Raw genomic sequence first — 17773 nt, 5'->3', positions numbered from 1 at the left:
CCGAGCTCGAGGAGCCGGGGGTCGTCGGCCGCGCGCCAGCACGCCGTCTCGACCGACCGGTGCCCCCTCGGCCCGAGCGCGTCCAGCACCGCCGCCTCGACGGGGTGCTGGCGGGCCGGCGACACGACGGTGAGCTCGCCCGGCGACCGGACGCGGACCCGCCCGGACTCCACCAGGGCCACCACCGCCGTCTCCACGCTCCGCGTCGCACCGCCGGCGAGGAAGGCGACCTCGTAGACGTCGAGGTCCGCCGGTGTCCGGGATGCCGTCATCGCCGCTGCCCTCCGTGCGTGGGACCCGGGTGGCGCCCACGGTCCACCTCCCGAGCGCGGCGCGGAAGTCCCCTCGGCGCCGTAGCGGGCTGACGGCCGTGTCCCCGCGTGTCGCGGCCTGCCGGGCTCCTAGCCTGACCGGGTGCCCGCCACGCCCTCGCACGCCACCTCGCACGGCCACTCGCACAGCCACGGACCCGACCCCGACGCCCCACCGCCGGGCCCGGAGGTCCTGGCCCGCCGCCGCCGCGCCGTCTGGCTCATGCTCCTGCTGCTGGTGCCGGTCGGGCTGGCCACCGTGATCGGCCTGGTCGCGCTCTGGCCCGCCGACGAGCCCACCCAGGCGCAGCAGGTGGCCGAGACCTACCTCCCGCCGGGCACCACCTACCCCGACGCGCGCGTCGTCTCGCTGCAGGAGCTGCCGTGCGGCGAGGCCACCTGCGCCACCGCCGTCGTCGAGGTGCTCGAGGGGGAGGGGGCCGGCGACTACCAGCAGGTCGACCTGCAGGCCGAGGTCGTCGCCAACGGGGTGGCCGAGGGCGACACCATCGTGCTCACCCGCGACCCGGGGGCCGACGGCGGTGTGAGCTACGCGTTCTCCGACTTCTCGCGGACGACGCCGATGGTCGTGCTCGCCGTGGCCTTCGCCGTCGTCGTCGGGGTCGTCGCCCGGCTGCGCGGGCTGGCCGCACTGCTCGGGCTGGCGTTCGCCTTCTTCGTGCTGCTGCAGTTCGTGCTGCCCGGGCTGCTGGCCGGCTCCTCGCCGACGCTGGTCAGCCTGGTGGGCTCGGCGGCGATCATGTTCGTCGTCCTGTACCTGGCGCACGGCTTCTCGGCCCGGACGACGACGGCGCTGGTGGGCACGCTGTTCGGCCTGGCTCTGGTGACCGTGCTCGGCGCGGTGAGCGTCGGCGTCGCGCGGCTGACCGGGCTGACCAGCGAGGAGACCACCCAGCTGCTCACCTTCGACCCCACGCTGGACTTCTCCGGTCTGGTGATCGCCGGGTGCGTGGTGGCGGGACTCGGCGTGCTCAACGACGTCACCATCACCCAGGCCTCGGCGATCTGGCAGCTGCACGAGGTGGACCCGGCGATGGGCTGGCGCGACCTCTACCGGCGCGGCATGGCGGTGGGCCGCGACCACATCGCCTCGACCGTCTACACGATCGTCTTCGCCTACGCCGGGGCCGCGCTGCCGCTGCTCCTGCTCTTCGAGGTCTACGCGCGGCCGGCCGGCGCGACCCTGACCAGCGCGGTGGTGGCCGAGGAGGTCATCCGCACGCTGGTCGGCGGGATCGCCCTGGTCCTGGCGACGCCGGTGACGACGGCGGTCGGTGCCTTCTTCGCCACGGCCGCGGGGACGGCGACCGGCACGGCCCCCGAGCAGCGGATCTCGGCGCTGCGTGCGAGGTTCGCCCGGTGACCCCTGCGACGACCGACCTGCTCGCCGCCGCCGAGGCCGCGCCCGGGTTCATGCCGCCCGAGGAGGGGCGCGCGCTGTACGAGGCCGCGCGCGCCGCGGCGGTGCCCGGCCCACTGCTGGAGGTCGGGTCCTGGATGGGCAAGTCGGCGCTGTACCTGGCCGCCGCGGCGCGGGAGGCCGGCCGGCAGGTGGTCACCGTCGACCACCACCGCGGCTCGGAGGAGCACCAGCCCGGGTGGGAGTACCACGACCCGTCGCTGGTCGACCCCGCCGTCGGCCGGATCGACACGCTGCCGCGGTTCCGCCGCACCATCGCCGAGGCCGGTGCCGAGGACGTCGTCGTCGCCGTCGTGACGCGGTCGGAGGTGCTCGCGCCACTGTGGTCGACCCCGCTGGCGCTGCTGTTCCTCGACGGCAGTCACACCGAGGAGTCCGCGCGCCGCGACCAGGACGCGTGGGTGGCCAAGCTCGCCGTCGGCGGGACGCTGGCCGTCCACGACGTCTTCCCCGACCCGGCCGACGGCGGCCAGGCACCGTTCGGCGTCTACACGCGGGTGCTGGCCTCCGGGGACTTCGAGGAGCTGCCGGGCACCGGGTCGCTGCGCCTACTGAGGCGCCTCCGGTGACCGATGCGCTGGGGGAGGAGCGGGCCGCCGCGCTCGCCCAGATCGAGGCGCTCACCCGGGAGTTCGACGAGGTCGTGGCGGCCTCCCGCGCCTCCAACGCCGACGACGAGCACGACCCGGAGGGTGCGACGATCGCCTTCGAGCGCCAGCAGGTGGCGGCGCTGCTGGCCGCCTCGCGCCGCCGTCTGGCCGACGCCGAGGCGGCGGTGCGGGCCGTCGAGGCGGGCGTCTACGGGATCTGCGAGTCCTGCGGTGGCGCCATCGCCCCCGAGCGCCTCGCCGCCCGGCCCGCCGCGCGCACCTGCATCACCTGCGCGACCTGACGCGGGGCTCCAGCGTGTGCGCTGACGCCGCGTTCCTGCGCCGGGAACGCGGCGTCAGCGCACACCGTTTCACCTGCGTCTCGGTCGGGACACCGATCCGGTCCAGTCGTCGAGGACGACGGTCGTCCCGGGCAGCTCCGCCTCCAGGTCGCGGACGAGCTGCCGGGCCAGCGTGGCGAACCGTTCCTGCGCGCTCGGGCCGTCCCAGCCGCCATCATACGAGAAGTGCTCGTCGAAGAGGTCCTGCCAGGCGCGGAGACGAGCAGCCAGCGCCGGTGAGAGACCGAGCTCCTCGGCGTCGCACATCCCCCCGCCGCCCCACAGCGGCCAGGCCGCCCCGTAGTCCGGCATCAGCTTGACCTGCTCGGTCCCCGTCACCCGGCGCACCGTAGGCCGCCGTGACCCACAGTCGTCCCGACGGACCTCGGGCCCTCACTCATCGAGATGCGTCTCGTCGTCGCCATCGGCCTCGGATGACGACGGTGAGCCGCATCGCGACACCGGGCCGCCGCGCGCCTCAGCTGACGTAGCGGCGGGCGGTCGAGCGGCGCTGGACGGCGTCGAGCGCGGCGAACCGCGCCTCGGCCTGCGGCGGCAGCACCCGCCGCTCGCGCACCACCCAGGGGACCCCGCGGACGGCCGCCCACAGCCCCTGCGCGGTGACGCGGTCACGCGGCAGGGTCTGCAGCAGGTGCAGGGTCCGGCGCAGCGCCGGGCCCAGCGGACGCCGCAGCCACGTCGTCCAGAGGGTGTTGCGGATGCCGTCGCGGCGGCGGCGGTGCGAGTCGCGGGCCCTCGACGCCTGGTGGTGCACGGTGAGCTCGGGCAGGTAGCACAGCTCCCAGCCGGCGGCGGCGAGGTCGCCGGCCATGAGCTCCTCCTCACCGCCCAGCCACAGCCGCTCGCAGAAACCGCCGACCTCGGTGAACGCCTCCCGCCGCAGCACGCTCGCCCCGGCGAGGAACGAGCCCAGTGCCGGCCCGGGCAGCCAGTCCGCGCCGCGGACGGGGGAGTCGCGCAGCTCCGGCACGATCGGGTCCTCGCGGCCGCTCGGCTCGACGACGATCCGCGCGGTCACCACGGCCAGCCGCGGGTGCGCGTCGAGCACGTCGGCGGCCAGGCGCAGCGAGCCGGGGTCCCACCAGGTGTCGTCGTCGCAGAAGGCGACGTAGGGCGTCGAGACCCGGGCGACGCCGACGTTGCGCCCGATCGCGCCGAGGTTCTCCGGGCTGGCGACCAGCTCGACCCCGGGGAACCGCTCCTCGATGGCCCGAGCCGTCCCGTCGGTGGAGCCGTTGTCGACCACCACGACGTGCGGCCGCTCGGGCAGGGCCGCCAGCCGGGACAGCGCGCCCAGCACCTCCTCGCGGCGCTGGTGGGTGATGACCACGACGGCGACCCGCGGGTCGCCGTCGTCCGCCTCGGTGGCGACGGGCCGGTCGGCGGTGGCCGTCACTTGGCGTCCCCGTCGAGCAGCCGCAGGTCGGCCAGCACCTCCGCGGGCAGCCGCCGGCGGCGGCGCAGCGCGGCGGGCAGGTCGGGCAGCGCCCGCCGCAGACCGCGCCGCTCGGGCGCACCGGTCCGCAGCGCCGCGACGACGGTGCGGACGACGTCGCGCACGGGCAGCCGCATGACCGCGGTGAGCACCTTCGAGCGCCAGATCGCCGTGCGCCGGGCGGCGGGGTCGTGCCGGCGGGTCGAGGGGTGGTGGTGCACGGTCACCGAGTCGACGTAGGCGATGTCCCACCCGGCCGCGGCCAGGTCGAGGGAGAGCCGCTCCTCCTCGCCGGGGAAGCGCACCACCGGGTCGAACCCGTCGACGGCGAGGAACGCCTCCGTGCGCACCATCGCCGCGCACCCGATGAAGCCGAGCAGCCGCGGCCCCGGCAGGTGCGCCGGGGTGCCCAGCGGACTGGCCGCCAGCTCGGGGCACAGCGGGTCCAGCCGCTCCTCCGGGCCGACCAGGACGCGGGCGTTGAGCACCGCCAGCCGCGGGTGCGCGCGCATGATCGCAGCCGCACGGGCGAGGTCGCCGGGCGCCCACCACGAGTCGTCGTCGGCGAAGGCGACGAACTCGGTGCCGGCGTGCCCGGCGCCGATGGTGCGGGCCCGGGCGCCGACGTTCTCCGCCAGCGGGAGCACGGTGACCTCGGGCAGCGCCGCACGGACGGCGTCGGCCGTGCCGTCGGTGGACCCGTTGTCGACCAGCACCACGGGCGCCTCGTGCCGGGGGAGCGTCGCCAGCAGGTCCTCGCGCCGGTCACGGCTCATGACGACGACGGTCACGCCCTCGGGGACGCGGGATCGGGAGGTGGTCGGTGCGGCGGACGTGGCGGTCACGGCTGGACCCTGCCCGGGACGGGGGTCGCCGAACCCGGCGCGTCGACGGTGCCCGGCGCCGGCAGCGCGGACGGGTCGGCGAACACCTCCGCGGCAGGCGTCGCCTGCGCCAGCGCGTCGGCGGCCAGCACCACCGCGGCCGCCGTCCACGTGGGCCGCTCGACCGGCCAGCGGGCGTCGTCGGCGTAGACCAGGCCGGTCCAGTACGAGCCGTCGTCGTGACGCAGGTGCTGCATCGCCGCCACCTGCTCCAGCGCCGCGTCGTGCTGCCCGGCGACGACGAGGGCCAGCGCCAGCTCGCAGGTCTCCGCGCCGGTCACCCACGGGTGGTCGGCGACGCAGCGGGCGCCCAGCCCCGGGACGACGAAGCGGTCCCAGCCGGCGGCCAGCCGCGCGCCGGCCGGCTCCCCGGTGACCGCGCCGGCCAGCACCGGGTAGTACCAGTCCATCGAGTACCGGGAGCGGTCGGCGAAGGCGCTGGGATCGGTGCGCAGCGCCGTCCCCAGGTCGGTGACGGCCAGCTCCCAGTCCGGCTGCGGCTCGCCGGTCAGGCCGGCCAGCGCGACGCCGCAGCGCAGCGCCTGGAACAGGCTGGCGTTGCCGGTCAGCAACGCGGTGTCGTCGGGGGTGCCGTCGGGTCGCAGCGCCCAGCTGACCGCCCCGCCGGCCAGCTGCATGCACACCACCAGGTCCAGCCCACGGCGCACGGCCGGCCACAGCTCGGTGACCAGCCGCTCGTCGCCGCTGGCCAGCCAGGAGTGCCAGGTGCCGACGGCGAGGTAGCCGGCGTGGTTGCTCTCCACCGCGGGCTGGGTCTCGGCGCCGTCGCGGTACTCGGCCGCCCACGAGCCGTCGGTCCGCTGCCGCGCGGCCAGCCAGCGGTAGGCGGCCGCCGCGCGCTCGTGCTCGCCGCCGACGTCGAGGGCCATCGCGGCCTCGATCGAGTCCCACGGGTCCAGCTGCCCGCCGCGGAACCACGGCAGGGCGCCGTCGCGGCCCTGCTCCGCGGCGATCGCGGCCACGGTGCGGCGCACCGCGGCGCCGTCAAGGACGCCGGGGAGCTCCGGCAGCTCAGCCCGCAGGGGTCCGCTCCCGCTCCGGCGCCGCGGCGACCGTCCGGTGGAGGGCGCCTGCCGCCGGCTCGCCGGCCGGCCTGCTCGCGTAGACCACCAGGCTCTTGCCGATGAGCGGGTCGAGCAGCCGCTCGGCGGTCCGCGTCAGCCAGGGCCGGCGGGTCAGGTCCCAGACGAGCAGCCGGTGGTAGGCCCGGACGACGGCGGTGTCCCGCTCGACGCCGACCGCGCACCTGAGCCACCAGAAGGGCGCGTGCAGGGCATGCGCGTGGTGCTGCGGGCCCGGGACCAGGCCGGCGACGGCGAGCCGGGCGCGCAGCGCGCCGCCGCGGTAGATGCGGACGTGGCCGCCCTCGTTGGCGTGGTAGGCGTCCGACAGCGCCCAGCAGAGCCGCTCGGGGCCGAACCGCGGCACGGTGACCGCGACCCGCCCGCCCGGCTTGAGGACGCGGGCGATCTCGGCCATCGCCCGCACGTCGTCCGGGATGTGCTCGAGCACCTCCGAGGCGATCACCCGGTCGACGCTGGCGTCGGGGACGGGCAGGTGCAGCAGGTCGCCGCGCACCACCTCGTAGTGCGCGCCGGCGGGGGCCTCCCCGGCCTCGGCGATGGCCCCGAGCCAGCGCTTCGTCGTCTCGACCTCGGGCGCGCCCCAGTCGACCGCCACCACCCGCGCGCCGCGCCGGTAGGCCTCGAAGGCGTGCCGGCCCTCACCGCAGCCCAGGTCGAGCACGGTCGCGCCCGGCCGGAGGTCGAGCAGGTCGTAGTCGACGGTCAGCACGGGGTGCCCCTCCGCTCGAGGACCTCGGCGTACCAGTCCGCCGTCCGCTCGGCGGTCGCCCGCCAGGTGTAGGAGGCCAGCACCCGGCGGCGTCCGGCGCGGCCCAGCTGCTCCTGCAGCGAGGGGTTCTCGAGCACCAGCCGCAGCGCCGCGGTCAGCTCGTCGACGTCGCCCGCGCGAACCCGCAGGCCGGCGTGGGTGCCCACCACCTCCGGCAGCGCGCCGGCGTCGGTGGTGACCAGCGGCGTGCCGCAGGCCATCGCCTCGACCGCCGGCAGCGAGAAGCCCTCGTACAGCGAGGGGATGGCGGCCACGGTCGCCGTCTGCAGCAGCTCGACCAGGTCGGCCTCCGGCAGCGGGCCGGTGAAGCGGACGGCGTCGCGCAGCCCGAGCCGGTCCAGCGCCGACTCCGCCGGGCCGCCCGGGCGCGCGGTGCCGACGACGGTGAGCCGCACCGGCCGCTCGGTGCGCAGCTTGGCCACCGCCTCGAGCAGGTGCACCAGGCCCTTGAGCGGGACGTCGGCGCTGGTGGTGACCACGATCGAGTCGGTGTCCCGCGGCCGGCCGGGCGGCGGCGGGGTGAAGACCCCGGGGTCGATGCCGACCGGGATGACCTCGATGCCGGCCGCCGGCACGTCCAGGTGGGTCTCGATGTCGCGCCGGGAACTCTCCGAGACGGTGGTGACGGCGTCCAGGCGCGGGGCGACCCGCGCCTGCATGGCGGTGAAGCCGTACCAGCGGGTGAGCGTGAGCCGGCGGCGCAGCGAGGGGGCCGCGGCGAGGTCCAGCTGCCGGTCGATGGCGACCGGGTGGTGCACGGTGGCGACGGTGGGGACGCCGGCGCGGACCAGCCGCAGCAGGCCGTACCCGAGGCTCTGGTTGTCGTGGACGACGTCGAACTCACCGGCGCGGGGGAGCAACGCCCGCGCCGCGCGGAGGGTGAAGGTCAGCGGCTCGGGGAAGCCGGCGGTGCACATGGCCGCCCACTCGGCGACGTCGATCCAGTCCCGGAACTCCGAGGGCCGCGGCATGCGGAAGGGGTCGGGCTCGCGGTAGAGGTCGAGGCTGGGGACGCGGGTGAGCGGGACGCCGTCGTCGAGCTCGGGGTAGGGCTGGCCGCTGAGGACCTCGACGGCGTGGCCGAGGGCGGTCAGCTCCCGGGAGAGGGCCCGCACGTAGACGCCCTGGCCGCCGCTGTGCGGCTTGCTCCGGTACGACAGCAGTGCGATCCGCAGCCGTCGTCCCATGCGCCGGACTCTAACGACCCCGTACCGTCCGCCCTCCGCCCGTGCCTGACAGGCTGGCCGCCGTGATCCGACACGTCGTCCACTTCACCTGGTCCGAGTCCGCCGACGACGCCCGCCGGGCCGAGACGGTGGCCGCGCTGCGCCGGCTGCCCGAGCGGGTACCCGGCTCGGTGGCCTTCACCGTCGCGCCCGACGCCGGCCTGGTCGAGGGCAACGCGCACACGATCCTGGTCGCCGACTTCCCCGACGCCGAGACCTTCCGCGGCTACGCGAGCGACCCCGCGCACCTGGCGGTCATCGCCGAGCACGTGCGCCCATACCTGGCCGCCCGCAGCGCCGTCCAGTACGAGCTGTGACCCGTCCGGGTGGCTGACCTGCGGTTCCCGCTGCCCCGTCACTAGCGTCCGGCGCATGACCTGCCGCCGTCGTCCCGTCCTCGCCGCTGCCGCGGGCCTGCTCGCCGCGCCCCTGCTCGCCGCCTGCGGCGGGGACGACGTCGGGGGGACGGCCTCGCCCGCGTCGACCTCCTCGGCGGCGGCCTCCTCGGCGGCGGCGGAGTCGTCCGCATCGCCCGCGGGGGCGTCGGCCTCCGGGGGCACCGACCTGGCTCCCGGTCTGCTGCCGGCCGAGGCCTTCGGTGCCGGGGCACAGGTCACCCCGCTGACCGAGCAGCAGCTCGCGCAGGGCGCCGCGCTGGCCGGCGGCTCCGTCGAGGGCCTGGAGGTCTCCCCGCCCGAGTGCGCCGACGTGGTGCAGGGGACCCAGCCCTCGTTCGACGAGTACGAGGACGTCGCCGCCCAGGTCGCCGTCCTCGGGACGACGACGACCGTGCAGGCGCTGGTCGGCGGGGGTCCGGCGGCCGACGCGCTGTCGACCTTCGAGCCGCCGCGGGACGGGTGCACCTCCGTGCAGGTGACCTCGCCGGAGATCGGCACGGCCATCGTCGACTACGCGGAGCTCGACGTGCCCGACCTCGGCGACGGGTCGGCGGGCGCCTCCGTCACCACGACCGTCACCGGTCCCGACGGGCAGCCGCTGAGCGTCCCGGCGCTGGTCGGCGTCGTGCAGGACGGTGAGCGCGCCCTGGTGCTGCTGAGCACCGACACCCAGGGCGGGACCCCCGACCCAGCCGCCTTCGCCGACCTGCTGCAGCAGGCGTTCGACGCGCAGGCCGCCGCTCTGGACTGAAGAAGGACCCCGTCCTCCCCACCCCTCGCACGCTCGGGGCGGGACCCGGGACGGGGCCGCATGCCCCCCACCGCTCGCAGGCTCGCGGCGGGACCCTGCAGGAGGGCCGCCGTCCTCCCCACCCCTCGCACGCTCGGGGCGGGACCCGGGACGGGGCCGTGCGTCCACAGCCGCCGGCCGGTCCACAGACGGGCCTGACGCGTTCCGGTGGGACCTGCCGGACCCCAGGGTCGGCGGCGTGGACGAACCCCAGCCCCCGACCCGGCCGCCCTCGGCCGTGCCGCCCGTCATCCGCCTCGGCGACAGTGGTGAGGTCGCCGCGGCCCTGCCCCACCTGCTCGGCTTCCACCCCGCCGAGTCCCTCGTGCTGGTCAGCCTGCGCGGCCCGGGCGGCAGCCGGATCGGCCTCACCGCGCGCGCCGACCTGCCCGACCCCGCGGACGCCGCCGCGCTGGCCCGCGCGCTCGCCGCCCGGATGGACACCGACGACCCGGCCGCGGTGCTGCTCGCCGTGGTCTCGGAGGCGCCCGACGACGTCGCGGTCCCCGTGGTCCCGGCGCACGTCGAGGGGTCCGGTGCCGGAGCCGAGCTACCGCACCGCGACCTGGTGCACGAGGTGGTGCTGGCGCTCGACGCGATCGACGTCCCGGTCCGCGAGGCGCTGCTCGTGCGCGCCGGCCGCTGGTGGGACTACGACTGCCCGTACCCGTGCTGCGAGCCCGGCGGCGGCACCCCGCTGCCCGGGGGTGCCAGCCCGCTGGCCGCCGCGGCCGTGGCCGGCGGCACGGTCCTCGCCCGCGACCGGGAGGCGCTCGCCGCCCGCATCGCCCCGCCGACCGAGGTCACCGGGGTCACGGCGATGGCCGAGGCGTGCCTGCGGGCCGGGCGGGAGCACGCCGGCCGGCTGCGCGCGGCCGGGCGGCCGGCCGTGGCGGAGGAGTGCGACGCCGCGATCGCCGGTGCCGTGAGCGCCTGCCGCCCCGGGCCGGCCACGGCGGGCACCCGGCTCCCCGACGCGCAGGTGGCGCGGGTGCTCTGGGCGCTCACCCTGCCGGAGGTCCGGGACCGGGCGCTGGGGCTGGCCCTGGACGACGATGCCGCGGCCGCCGAGGTGCTGTGGACCGAGTGCACCCGCCGGGCACCGGTCCCGCTCGACGGCCCGCCGGCGACCCTGCTGGCGGTCAGCGCGTGGCTGCGCGGCGACGGCGCCATGGCCAACGTCGCCCTCGACCGGGCCCTGGCCGCCGACCCGGGCGCCGAGCTGCCCCGGCTGCTCGCCGACGGCCTGCAGGCGTGTCTGCCCCCGGCGGAGCTGCGCGCGCTGATCACGAGCACGCTGGCCACCGGATGAGCGGCTCCGTCGGCCCCTGCACGGCCCCACCCCGAGCGCGCCGGAGGTGGGGGCACGAGGGTCCTCGTTCAGACCAGCTCGGGCCGCTGCCACTCCTGCCCGAGGACGTGCTCGGCGAGGAACGCGAGCACCGTCTCGTACCAGACCGTGGAGTTGCCGGGGGTGAGCACCCAGTGGTTCTCGTCGGGGAAGTAGAGGAACCGGGAGGGGACGCCGCGCTTCTGCAGGTCGTACCAGAGCCGCAGGCCCTCGCCGATCGGCACGCGGTAGTCGCGGTCGCCGTGGATGACCAGCACCGGCGTGCGGATCGCGTCGGCGAAACGGTGCGGCGAGTTCTGCTCGTAGCGCTTGGGCTCGGTGAGCGGGTCGCCCCACTCCTTCTCCCAGTAGTAGGCCGCGTCCGTGGTGCCCACGAAGGAGTCGAGGTCCCACAGGCTGGCGTGGGTCACGATCGCGCGGAACCGGTCGGTCCGGGTGGCCACCCAGTTGGCCATGTAGCCGCCGAAGGACCCACCCATCGCCGCGGTGCGGGTCTCGTCGACCTCCGGCAGCTGTTCCGCGGTGTCCACGGCGGCCATGAGGTCGGTGTAGGGGGCGCCGCCCCACTCGCCCCAGCCGCGCCGCACGAAGTCCTGCCCGAACCCCTGCGACAGTGCCGGGTTGGGCAGCAGGACGGCGTAGCCGCGGGCGGCGAGCACCCACGGGCACCAGCGCCACGACCAGGAGTTCCAGCTCATCAGCGGCCCGCCGTGGATCCACAGCACCAGCGGCGCGGGGTCCTCGGCGCTCGCACCCTCGGGCAGCACCAGCCACGACTGCACGCGGGCGCCGTCGGCGGCGGTGGCCCGCACCTCGGTCAGCGTGCCGGGCAGCCGCCCGATCGTGCCCGGGTTCGGCAGCGGCTGGGGGTGCTGGCCGGTAGCCCGGGGATCCAGCCGCACCGGGGCCGGCGGCTCGTCGTAGGCCGAGCGCAGCGCGTAGAGGGCGCTGCCGTCGCGGGCCACCTGCAGGTCGCTGTAGGCGCCGTCGGCGGTCAGCCGGACCGGGTCGCCTCCGGCCAGCTCGACGCGGAAGAGCGCGTGCCGGCCGTCGTCGTCGGCGAGGAAGTAGACGGCGTCGCCCTCGGCGCTGAACTGCGGCGCGCTGGGCCAGCGGTCGAAGCCGGGGGTGAGCTCGCGGGTCTCGGCGGAGGCGACGTCGACCCGCAGCAGGGTGTAGTCCGGCGGCTCGGCGTAGGTCGTCATCGTCTCGCGGACGCAGACCACCGCCGTGCCGTCGGCGGAGAAGCGGCCGGAGTGCACGTCGGCCAGCGGGTCGTCGACGAGCACCCGGCTCTCGCCGGTGGCGGTCTCGATGAGCACCAGCCGGTCGCGGCGGCCGGCCGGCCCGTCGGGCACCTGGTCGACGCGCAGCGCCAGCCGGCCGTCGGGGGAGAGGGTCACCGACTCGCCGGCGCCGGTGGGCGGGCCGGCGTCCGGCGTCAGGTCGCGCAGCTCGACGGGCTGGGGCGGCTCGCCGGCCGGCCCCTCCGCGGGCAGGGCGCCGGCCCAGAACAGGTGCGGGGCGGCGGGGCCGAGGTCGGCGTCCCAGTACCGCACGGGGTAGGCCTCGTGCAGGATCGCCGACACCCCGGCGTCCGTGCGGGCCTTGCGGCGCTGCTCGTCCTCGGCGGCGTCGGCCGCGCCGGGCATGGCCGAGGACACGACCACGACCTCGCCGCTGTCGGCGGCCACCGCGAAGCCGCCGACGCCGCCGGGCCGGGTGACCACCGGGCGGGCCTCGCCACCGCCGGGCGGCAGCGCCCACAGCGCCGGCTTGGGTTCGGTGCCGTCGGTCACCGCGGGGTCGGGCCGGGCGGAGACGAACAGCAGCGTGCCGTCGGGTGTGAAGGCCGGGGCGGCCTCGCCGGGGGCGCTGCGGGTCAGCCGCCGGGCCGGGCGCTGCCCGTCGGGGTCGACCTCCCACAGCGCCGAGACCCACTTCTTGCGCTCGGGGTCCAGCGTCTGCACCCCGACGGCCAGCCGCCGGCCGTCGGGCGACAGCGCCAGCCCGGCCACCCGCGGGACGGCGACGAAGTCGGCCAGCCGTGCGAAGGGGTGCCCGGGACCCGGGTCGGCCGCCGGGTCGGTGTCGGGAGCGGTGGTCTCGGTGGCGGTGTCGACGTCGGGCTGGCTCACCGGGGCTCCTCGCGGGGTGACGGCACTCGGGGGTGCCGACCACCATACGAAGCAGCGCCCCGGCGTCCCGCGCGAGCGGGACACCGGGCGCCGCCGGGACCGGGACTACAGCTGGGCCGCGGCCTCCGCGGGCGTGAGGTCCTCGTCGAGGGCGGCGACGAAGACGTGCTGTGCCACCCCGGCCGGCAGTGGCTGGCCGTCGAGGCTGATCGTGCCGTTGCTCGAGGTGGCCACCACCGTCGCGCCCGGCCGCACCCCGCGGTCGGCCAGGGAGCGCAGCAGGACGGCGTCCTCCTGGAGCTGCTCGCTGATCCGCCGGATGGTGACCCGGCGGCCCTCGGCGGTCGCGGAGGTGGAGAGGAGGGTCAGCGAGTCGAGCACCGCGGAGGTCTCACCGCCCAGCGCGTCGAGGCCCGGGATCGGGTTGCCGAAGGGGGAGACGCTGGGGTTGCCGAGCAGGGTCAGCAGCTTGCGCTCCACCGCCTCGCTCATGACGTGCTCCCAGCGGCAGGCCTCCTCGTGCACGTCGGCGTAGTCCAGGCCGATGACGTCGACGAGCAGGCACTCGGCCAGCCGGTGCTTGCGCATGACCGCGGTGGCCAGCTGGCGGCCCTGCTCCGACAGCTGCAGGTGGCGGTCGCCCTCGACGGTCAGAAGCCCGTCGCGCTCCATGCGGGCCACGGTCTGGCTGACCGTCGGGCCGCTCTGGTGCAGCCGCTCGGCGATGCGTGCCCGCAGGGGCACGATCCCCTCCTCCTCCAGCTCGAAGATCGTGCGGAGGTACATCTCGGTGGTGTCGATGAGGTCGTTCACTGGCACTCCTCCGTGTCGCCCCCGATCCTACGGCCCGGGGGCCACCCGGCCCGGCCGTCCGCGGCGGACCGCCCGCGGTCCGCGGTCCACGTCCGCGGCGTCGGTCCGTGGCGCGCGGGGGAGGGCGGTGACGGTGCCCCGGCGGTAGCGTCCCGGCCAGGGACGACGACGTCCCGGCGGCGACAGGAGGGGCCCGTGAGCGACGCGGTGACGGTCGTCTGGGACGACGCCCTGCTCGGTTACACGATGGGCGGTGACCACCCGCTGCACCCCGTGCGGCTGGACCTGACCATGCGGCTGGCCGAGGGTCTCGGCGTGCTGGCGCCGAGCCGGGTGGAGGTGGTGAAGCCGACGCCCGCCGGCACCGACCTCCTCACCCTGTGCCACGATCCCGAGTACCTGGAGGCGGTCCGCCGGGCGCCCGCCGACCCCGGCGTAGGGCACGGCCTGCACACGGCCGACAACCCCGTCTTCGAGGGCATGTACGAGGCCGCGGCGCTCATCACCGGCGGCAGCGTGCTGGCCGCCGAACTGGTGCACAGCGGCCGGGCGCAGCACGCGGTCAACATCTCCGGCGGCCTGCACCACGCCATGCGCGACCGCGCGTCGGGGTTCTGCGTCTTCAACGACGCCTCGATCGCCATCGCCTGGCTGCTCCGGCAGGGCTGGGAGCGGATCGCCTACGTCGACCTCGACGTCCACCACGGCGACGGCGTGCAGACCGCCTTCTACGACGACCCGCGGGTGCTCACGGTGAGCGTCCACCAGACGCCGCTGACGCTCTTCCCGGGCACCGGCTTCCCCGAGGAGACCGGTGACCCCGACAAGGCGCTCGGCAGCGCGGTCAACCTCGCGCTGCCCAACGGCACCGACGACTCCGGGTGGCTGCGCGCCTTCCACGCCGTCGTCCCGAGCGTGCTGCGCGCCTTCTCCCCGCAGATCCTGGTCACCCAGTGCGGCTGCGACGCCCACCACGAGGACCCGCTGGCCGACCTCGGCCTCACCATCGACGGCCAGCGGACCAGCTACAAGGCGGTGCACGAGCTCGCGCACGAGCTCTGCGACGGCCGGTGGATCGCCCTCGGCGGCGGCGGCTACGGGCTGGTGCGCTGCGTGCCCCGGGCGTGGACGCACCTGCTGGCCGAGGCGTCCGGCGAGCGGCTGGACCCGGTCACCGAGATCCCGCAGTCCTGGCGTGACGACGTCGTCGCCCGCGGCCTGCGCGCCCGCCCGCCGACGCACATGACCGAGGGCGGTTACACCGGCTTCTCCGCGTGGGACCCCTTCACCGAGACCCGCGTCGACCGCGCGGTCATGCGCACCCGCCGCGCGTCGTTCCCCTACTTCGGCCTCGACCCGGACGACCCCCGTGACTGAGAGAGGACCCCGTCCCCCTCACCACTCGCAGGCTCGCGGCGAGCCCCTGGACGGGGCCGCGGGCGCCGCAGGGGGGCCGCCCGCGACGCCGGACCGCGACGACGCGCCCCCACCGCGGCCGCCGGCGCACTGGGAGGCCGACATCATCGCCGCCGACGGCGGCACGGTGCACCTGCGCCCGATCTGCCCCGAGGACGCCGACGGGCTGACCGGCCTGATGGAGCGCAGCTCGGACCAGACCCGCTACCTGCGGTTCTTCGGGCCGATGAAGCGGCTCTCCGACCGCGACCTGCACCGGTTCACCCACGTCGACCACACCGACCGGGTGGCCTTCGTGGTGCTGCTCGGCGAGCAGCTGATCGCCGTCGGCCGCTACGACCGCCTCCCCGGCACCACCGACGCCGAGATCGCCTTCCTCGTCGAGGACGCCCACCAGGGCCGCGGACTGGGCTCGGTGCTGCTCGAGCACCTGTCCGCCGCCGCCCGCGAGCGCGGCATCACCCGCTTCGTCGCCGAGGTGCTCGCCCAGAACGCCCGGATGGTGCGGGTGTTCCTCGACGCCGGCTACCAGGCCAGCCGCTCCTACGAGGAGGGCGTGGTCCACCTGACCTTCCCGATCGCGCCCACCGAGAGCTCGCTGGCCGTGACCTACGAGCGCGAGCAGCGCAGCGAGTCCCGCTCGATCGCCCGGCTGCTCACCCCGTCCTCGGTCGCGGTGGTCGGCGCCAGCAACGACGAGGGCAAGCTCGGTTACGCCGTCCTGCGCAACCTGCTCGACCACGGCTTCAACGGGCCGGTGTACCCGGTCAACCCCGGCGCCCGGCACGTCCGCGGGGTGCCCGCCTACGCCACGATCGACGCCATCCCCGACGACGTCGACCTGGCGGTGCTCGCCGTGCCGGCCGACGAGGTCGCCGGTGTCGTGGAGGCCTGCCGGCGCAAGCGCGTCCGCGGCCTGGTGGTCATCTCCGGCGGCTTCGGCGAGAGCGGCCCGGCCGGGCGGGAGGCCGAGCGTCAGCTGGTCGCCGCGGCCCGGGCGTCGGGCATGCGGGTGGTCGGGCCCAACTGCCTGGGGATCGTCAACACCGACCCGGCGATCCGGCTCGACGCCAGCCTGGCGCCGCACGTGCCCGGGCGCGGCCGGGTCGGCTTCTTCGCGCAGTCCGGTGCCCTGGGCGTGGCGCTGCTCGAGCGGGCGCGCACCCGCAACATCGGGCTGTCCAGCTTCGTCTCGGCGGGCAACCGCGCCGACGTGAGCGGCAACGACCTGCTGCAGTACTGGGCCACCGACCCCGGCACCGAGGTCGTGCTCCTCCACCTGGAGAGCTTCGGCAACCCGCGCAAGTTCGCCCGGCTGGCGCGCACGGTGGCGCGCACCAAACCCGTGGTGGCGGTCAAGAGCGGCCGGCACGGCGGCCTGACGCCCGGCCTGGCCGGCACCTCCGTCACGGTGCCGGAGCAGTCGGTGGCGGCGCTGTTCACCTCGGCCGGTGTCATCCGCGTCGACACCGTCGCGCAGCTGTTCGAGGTCGGGATGCTGCTGGCCCACCAGCCGCTGCCGGCCGGGAACCGGGTCGCCGTCGTCGGCAACTCCACCGCCCTCGGCGTGCTCGTCGCCGACTCCGTCCTCGACCAGGGGCTGGCGCTGGCGCACGAGGCGCCGGTCGACATCGGCAGCGGCGGCAGCCCCGAGGGGTTCCGCGCGGCGCTGCAGGAGGCGGTCGACGACGACGGGGTCGACTCCGTGGTCGCGGTGTTCCTCCCACCGCTGGTGCGTACGCCGCCGGAGGAGTACGGCCGTGCGCTGCGCGAGGTGTCGGCGGGCTCGGCCAAGCCGGTCCTCGCCACCTTCCTCTCCGCCGAGGGCTTCCCGCCGGAGTTGACCGTGCCCGACGCGGCGGGCATGCCCGCCCGAGGCTCGGTGCCCTCGTACTCGACGCCGGAGCGGGCGGTCATCGCGCTGGCCCGCGTGACGGAGTACGCGCGCTGGCGGCAGCGCCCGGTGGGCACGGTGCCCGACCTGCCCGACGTCGACGAGGAGCGCGGCCGGACGGTGGTGCACGGGGCGCTGGCCGAGACCCCCGCCGGCCGGCAGCTCACCGACGACGAGGCGCTGGCGCTCCTGGGCGCCTACGGCGTCCCGCTGCTGGGCACCCGGGTGGCGACCACCGCCGAGGAGGCCGTCGCCGCCGCCGACGCCGTCGGCTACCCGGTGGTGCTCAAGTCGACGGCGCCGTGGCTGCGGCACCGGACCGACCTCGGCGGGATCCGGCTGGACCTCCCGGACGCCGCCGCCGTGCGCGCGGCCTTCGCCGCCATCCCCGCCGGCGACCCGGTCATCGTGCAGGAGATGGCCGCGCCGGGCGTGGCCACCGTCGTCGAGGTCGTCGACGACCCGTCGTTCGGTGCGCTGGTCAGCTTCGGCGTCGGCGGGGTGGCCACCGAGCTGCTGGGCGACCGGGCCTACCGCACGCTGCCGCTCACCGACCTCGACGCCGCCGAGCTCGTACGGGCCCCCCGCGCCTGGCCGCTGCTCGACGGCTGGCGCGGCTCGGAGCCGGTCGACGTCGCGGCCCTGGAGGAGCTGCTGCTGCGGGTGGCGCGGCTGGCCGACGACCTGCCCGAGGTGCTCGGGCTGAGCCTGTCGCCGGTCATCGTCGGGCCGGCCGACCCGTGGCACGGCGGCCGCTCGCTGGTCGTCGCCGGCGGCACCGTCCGCATCGGCCCGCCCACCGCCCGCATCGACCCCGGCCCCCGGCGGATGCGCGACCTGTACTGATCA

The 17773-nt window shown here is 76.4% G+C and carries 17 protein-coding genes; 8 read left to right on the top strand and 9 right to left on the bottom strand.

Annotation, left to right across the window (positions count from 1 at the left end; translation table 11 throughout):
* Positions 1–272: TIGR04222 domain-containing membrane protein (locus ABQ292_RS16750; RefSeq protein ID WP_369208424.1), on the bottom strand; the 272-nt coding region annotated here is incomplete at its 3' end.
* A gap of 142 nt (positions 273–414) precedes the next feature.
* Between ABQ292_RS16750 and ABQ292_RS16745 the strand changes: the two genes are divergently transcribed.
* The 3 genes from ABQ292_RS16745 to ABQ292_RS16735 are packed head-to-tail and all read left to right on the top strand — an operon-like array spanning position 415 to position 2644.
* Entirely contained in the window at positions 415–1695 is a 1281-nt protein-coding gene (locus ABQ292_RS16745; RefSeq protein WP_369208422.1) for a YibE/F family protein, read from the top strand.
* Positions 1692–2321, top strand: coding sequence for a class I SAM-dependent methyltransferase (locus ABQ292_RS16740; protein WP_369208420.1), 630 nt, complete (start codon positions 1692–1694; stop codon positions 2319–2321). Before ABQ292_RS16745 ends, ABQ292_RS16740 begins: the two co-directional genes overlap by 4 nt.
* Complete coding sequence (locus ABQ292_RS16735; protein ID WP_369208418.1) at positions 2318–2644, top strand: TraR/DksA family transcriptional regulator; 327 nt, start codon at positions 2318–2320, stop codon at positions 2642–2644. Before ABQ292_RS16740 ends, ABQ292_RS16735 begins: the two co-directional genes overlap by 4 nt.
* A 69-nt stretch (positions 2645–2713) precedes the next feature.
* Here the strand turns inward: ABQ292_RS16735 and ABQ292_RS16730 are convergent, their stop codons facing one another.
* From ABQ292_RS16730 to ABQ292_RS16705, 6 genes are all read right to left on the bottom strand, one after another.
* Positions 2714–3022, bottom strand: a complete 309-nt coding sequence (locus ABQ292_RS16730; RefSeq protein ID WP_369208416.1) for an immunity protein CdiI family protein — start codon at positions 3020–3022, stop codon at positions 2714–2716.
* Between the two features lie 139 nt (positions 3023–3161).
* A complete protein-coding gene (locus ABQ292_RS16725) occupies positions 3162–4100 on the bottom strand; it encodes a glycosyltransferase family 2 protein (RefSeq protein ID WP_369208414.1) in 939 nt (312 codons plus the stop codon).
* Positions 4097–4984: a glycosyltransferase family 2 protein gene (locus tag ABQ292_RS16720; RefSeq protein ID WP_369208412.1), complete on the bottom strand. Its 888-nt coding sequence runs from the start codon at positions 4982–4984 to the stop codon at positions 4097–4099. Before ABQ292_RS16720 ends, ABQ292_RS16725 begins: the two co-directional genes overlap by 4 nt.
* On the bottom strand, positions 4981–6018 hold the full coding sequence (locus tag ABQ292_RS16715) for a prenyltransferase (RefSeq protein WP_369208410.1): 1038 nt from the start codon (positions 6016–6018) through the stop codon (positions 4981–4983). Before ABQ292_RS16715 ends, ABQ292_RS16720 begins: the two co-directional genes overlap by 4 nt.
* A gap of 37 nt (positions 6019–6055) precedes the next feature.
* Positions 6056–6838 (bottom strand): class I SAM-dependent methyltransferase, encoded by a 783-nt coding sequence (locus tag ABQ292_RS16710; RefSeq protein ID WP_369208408.1) that lies wholly within the window; start codon positions 6836–6838, stop codon positions 6056–6058.
* Positions 6832–8085 carry a glycosyltransferase family 4 protein gene (locus tag ABQ292_RS16705; RefSeq protein ID WP_369208406.1) on the bottom strand — a complete coding sequence of 418 codons (1254 nt, stop codon included), beginning with the start codon at positions 8083–8085 and terminating at the stop codon, positions 6832–6834. The genes ABQ292_RS16710 and ABQ292_RS16705 overlap by 7 nt, the downstream gene beginning before the upstream one ends.
* A 62-nt stretch (positions 8086–8147) precedes the next feature.
* Here ABQ292_RS16705 and ABQ292_RS16700 point away from each other — a divergent pair, with 62 nt between their 5' ends.
* From ABQ292_RS16700 to ABQ292_RS16690, 3 genes are all read left to right on the top strand, one after another.
* Positions 8148–8441 carry a Dabb family protein gene (locus ABQ292_RS16700; RefSeq protein ID WP_369208404.1) on the top strand — a complete coding sequence of 98 codons (294 nt, stop codon included), beginning with the start codon at positions 8148–8150 and terminating at the stop codon, positions 8439–8441.
* 55 nt (positions 8442–8496) lie between these two features.
* Positions 8497–9273, top strand: coding sequence for a hypothetical protein (locus tag ABQ292_RS16695; RefSeq protein ID WP_369208402.1), 777 nt, complete (start codon positions 8497–8499; stop codon positions 9271–9273).
* A 238-nt stretch (positions 9274–9511) separates the two neighbouring features.
* Positions 9512–10624 carry a DUF4192 domain-containing protein gene (locus ABQ292_RS16690; protein ID WP_369208400.1) on the top strand — a complete coding sequence of 371 codons (1113 nt, stop codon included), beginning with the start codon at positions 9512–9514 and terminating at the stop codon, positions 10622–10624.
* 68 nt (positions 10625–10692) lie between these two features.
* Here the strand turns inward: ABQ292_RS16690 and ABQ292_RS16685 are convergent, their stop codons facing one another.
* Together ABQ292_RS16685 and ABQ292_RS16680 are read right to left on the bottom strand one after the other, a co-directional pair.
* Positions 10693–12801, bottom strand: a complete 2109-nt coding sequence (locus ABQ292_RS16685) for a S9 family peptidase (RefSeq protein WP_369208398.1) — start codon at positions 12799–12801, stop codon at positions 10693–10695.
* A gap of 105 nt (positions 12802–12906) precedes the next feature.
* Positions 12907–13614 (bottom strand): iron-dependent transcriptional repressor DtxR, encoded by a 708-nt coding sequence (locus tag ABQ292_RS16680; protein WP_369208396.1) that lies wholly within the window; start codon positions 13612–13614, stop codon positions 12907–12909.
* A gap of 195 nt (positions 13615–13809) precedes the next feature.
* Here ABQ292_RS16680 and ABQ292_RS16675 point away from each other — a divergent pair, with 195 nt between their 5' ends.
* Positions 13810–14991, top strand: a complete 1182-nt coding sequence (locus ABQ292_RS16675) for an acetoin utilization protein AcuC (RefSeq protein ID WP_369208394.1) — start codon at positions 13810–13812, stop codon at positions 14989–14991.
* The gene (locus ABQ292_RS16670; RefSeq protein WP_369208392.1) at positions 14984–17770 is read left to right on the top strand and encodes a bifunctional acetate--CoA ligase family protein/GNAT family N-acetyltransferase; all 2787 of its coding nucleotides are present in this window, start codon (positions 14984–14986) and stop codon (positions 17768–17770) included. Before ABQ292_RS16675 ends, ABQ292_RS16670 begins: the two co-directional genes overlap by 8 nt.
* The last annotated feature ends 3 nt before the right edge of the window (positions 17771–17773 follow it).

Origin of the sequence: Geodermatophilus maliterrae (assembly GCF_041018925.1) — a bacterium.
GTDB lineage: Bacteria > Actinomycetota > Actinomycetes > Mycobacteriales > Geodermatophilaceae > Geodermatophilus > Geodermatophilus maliterrae.
The sequence above is the reverse complement of the archived record's forward strand: the minus strand, read 5'-3'. Positions and strand labels throughout refer to the sequence as shown.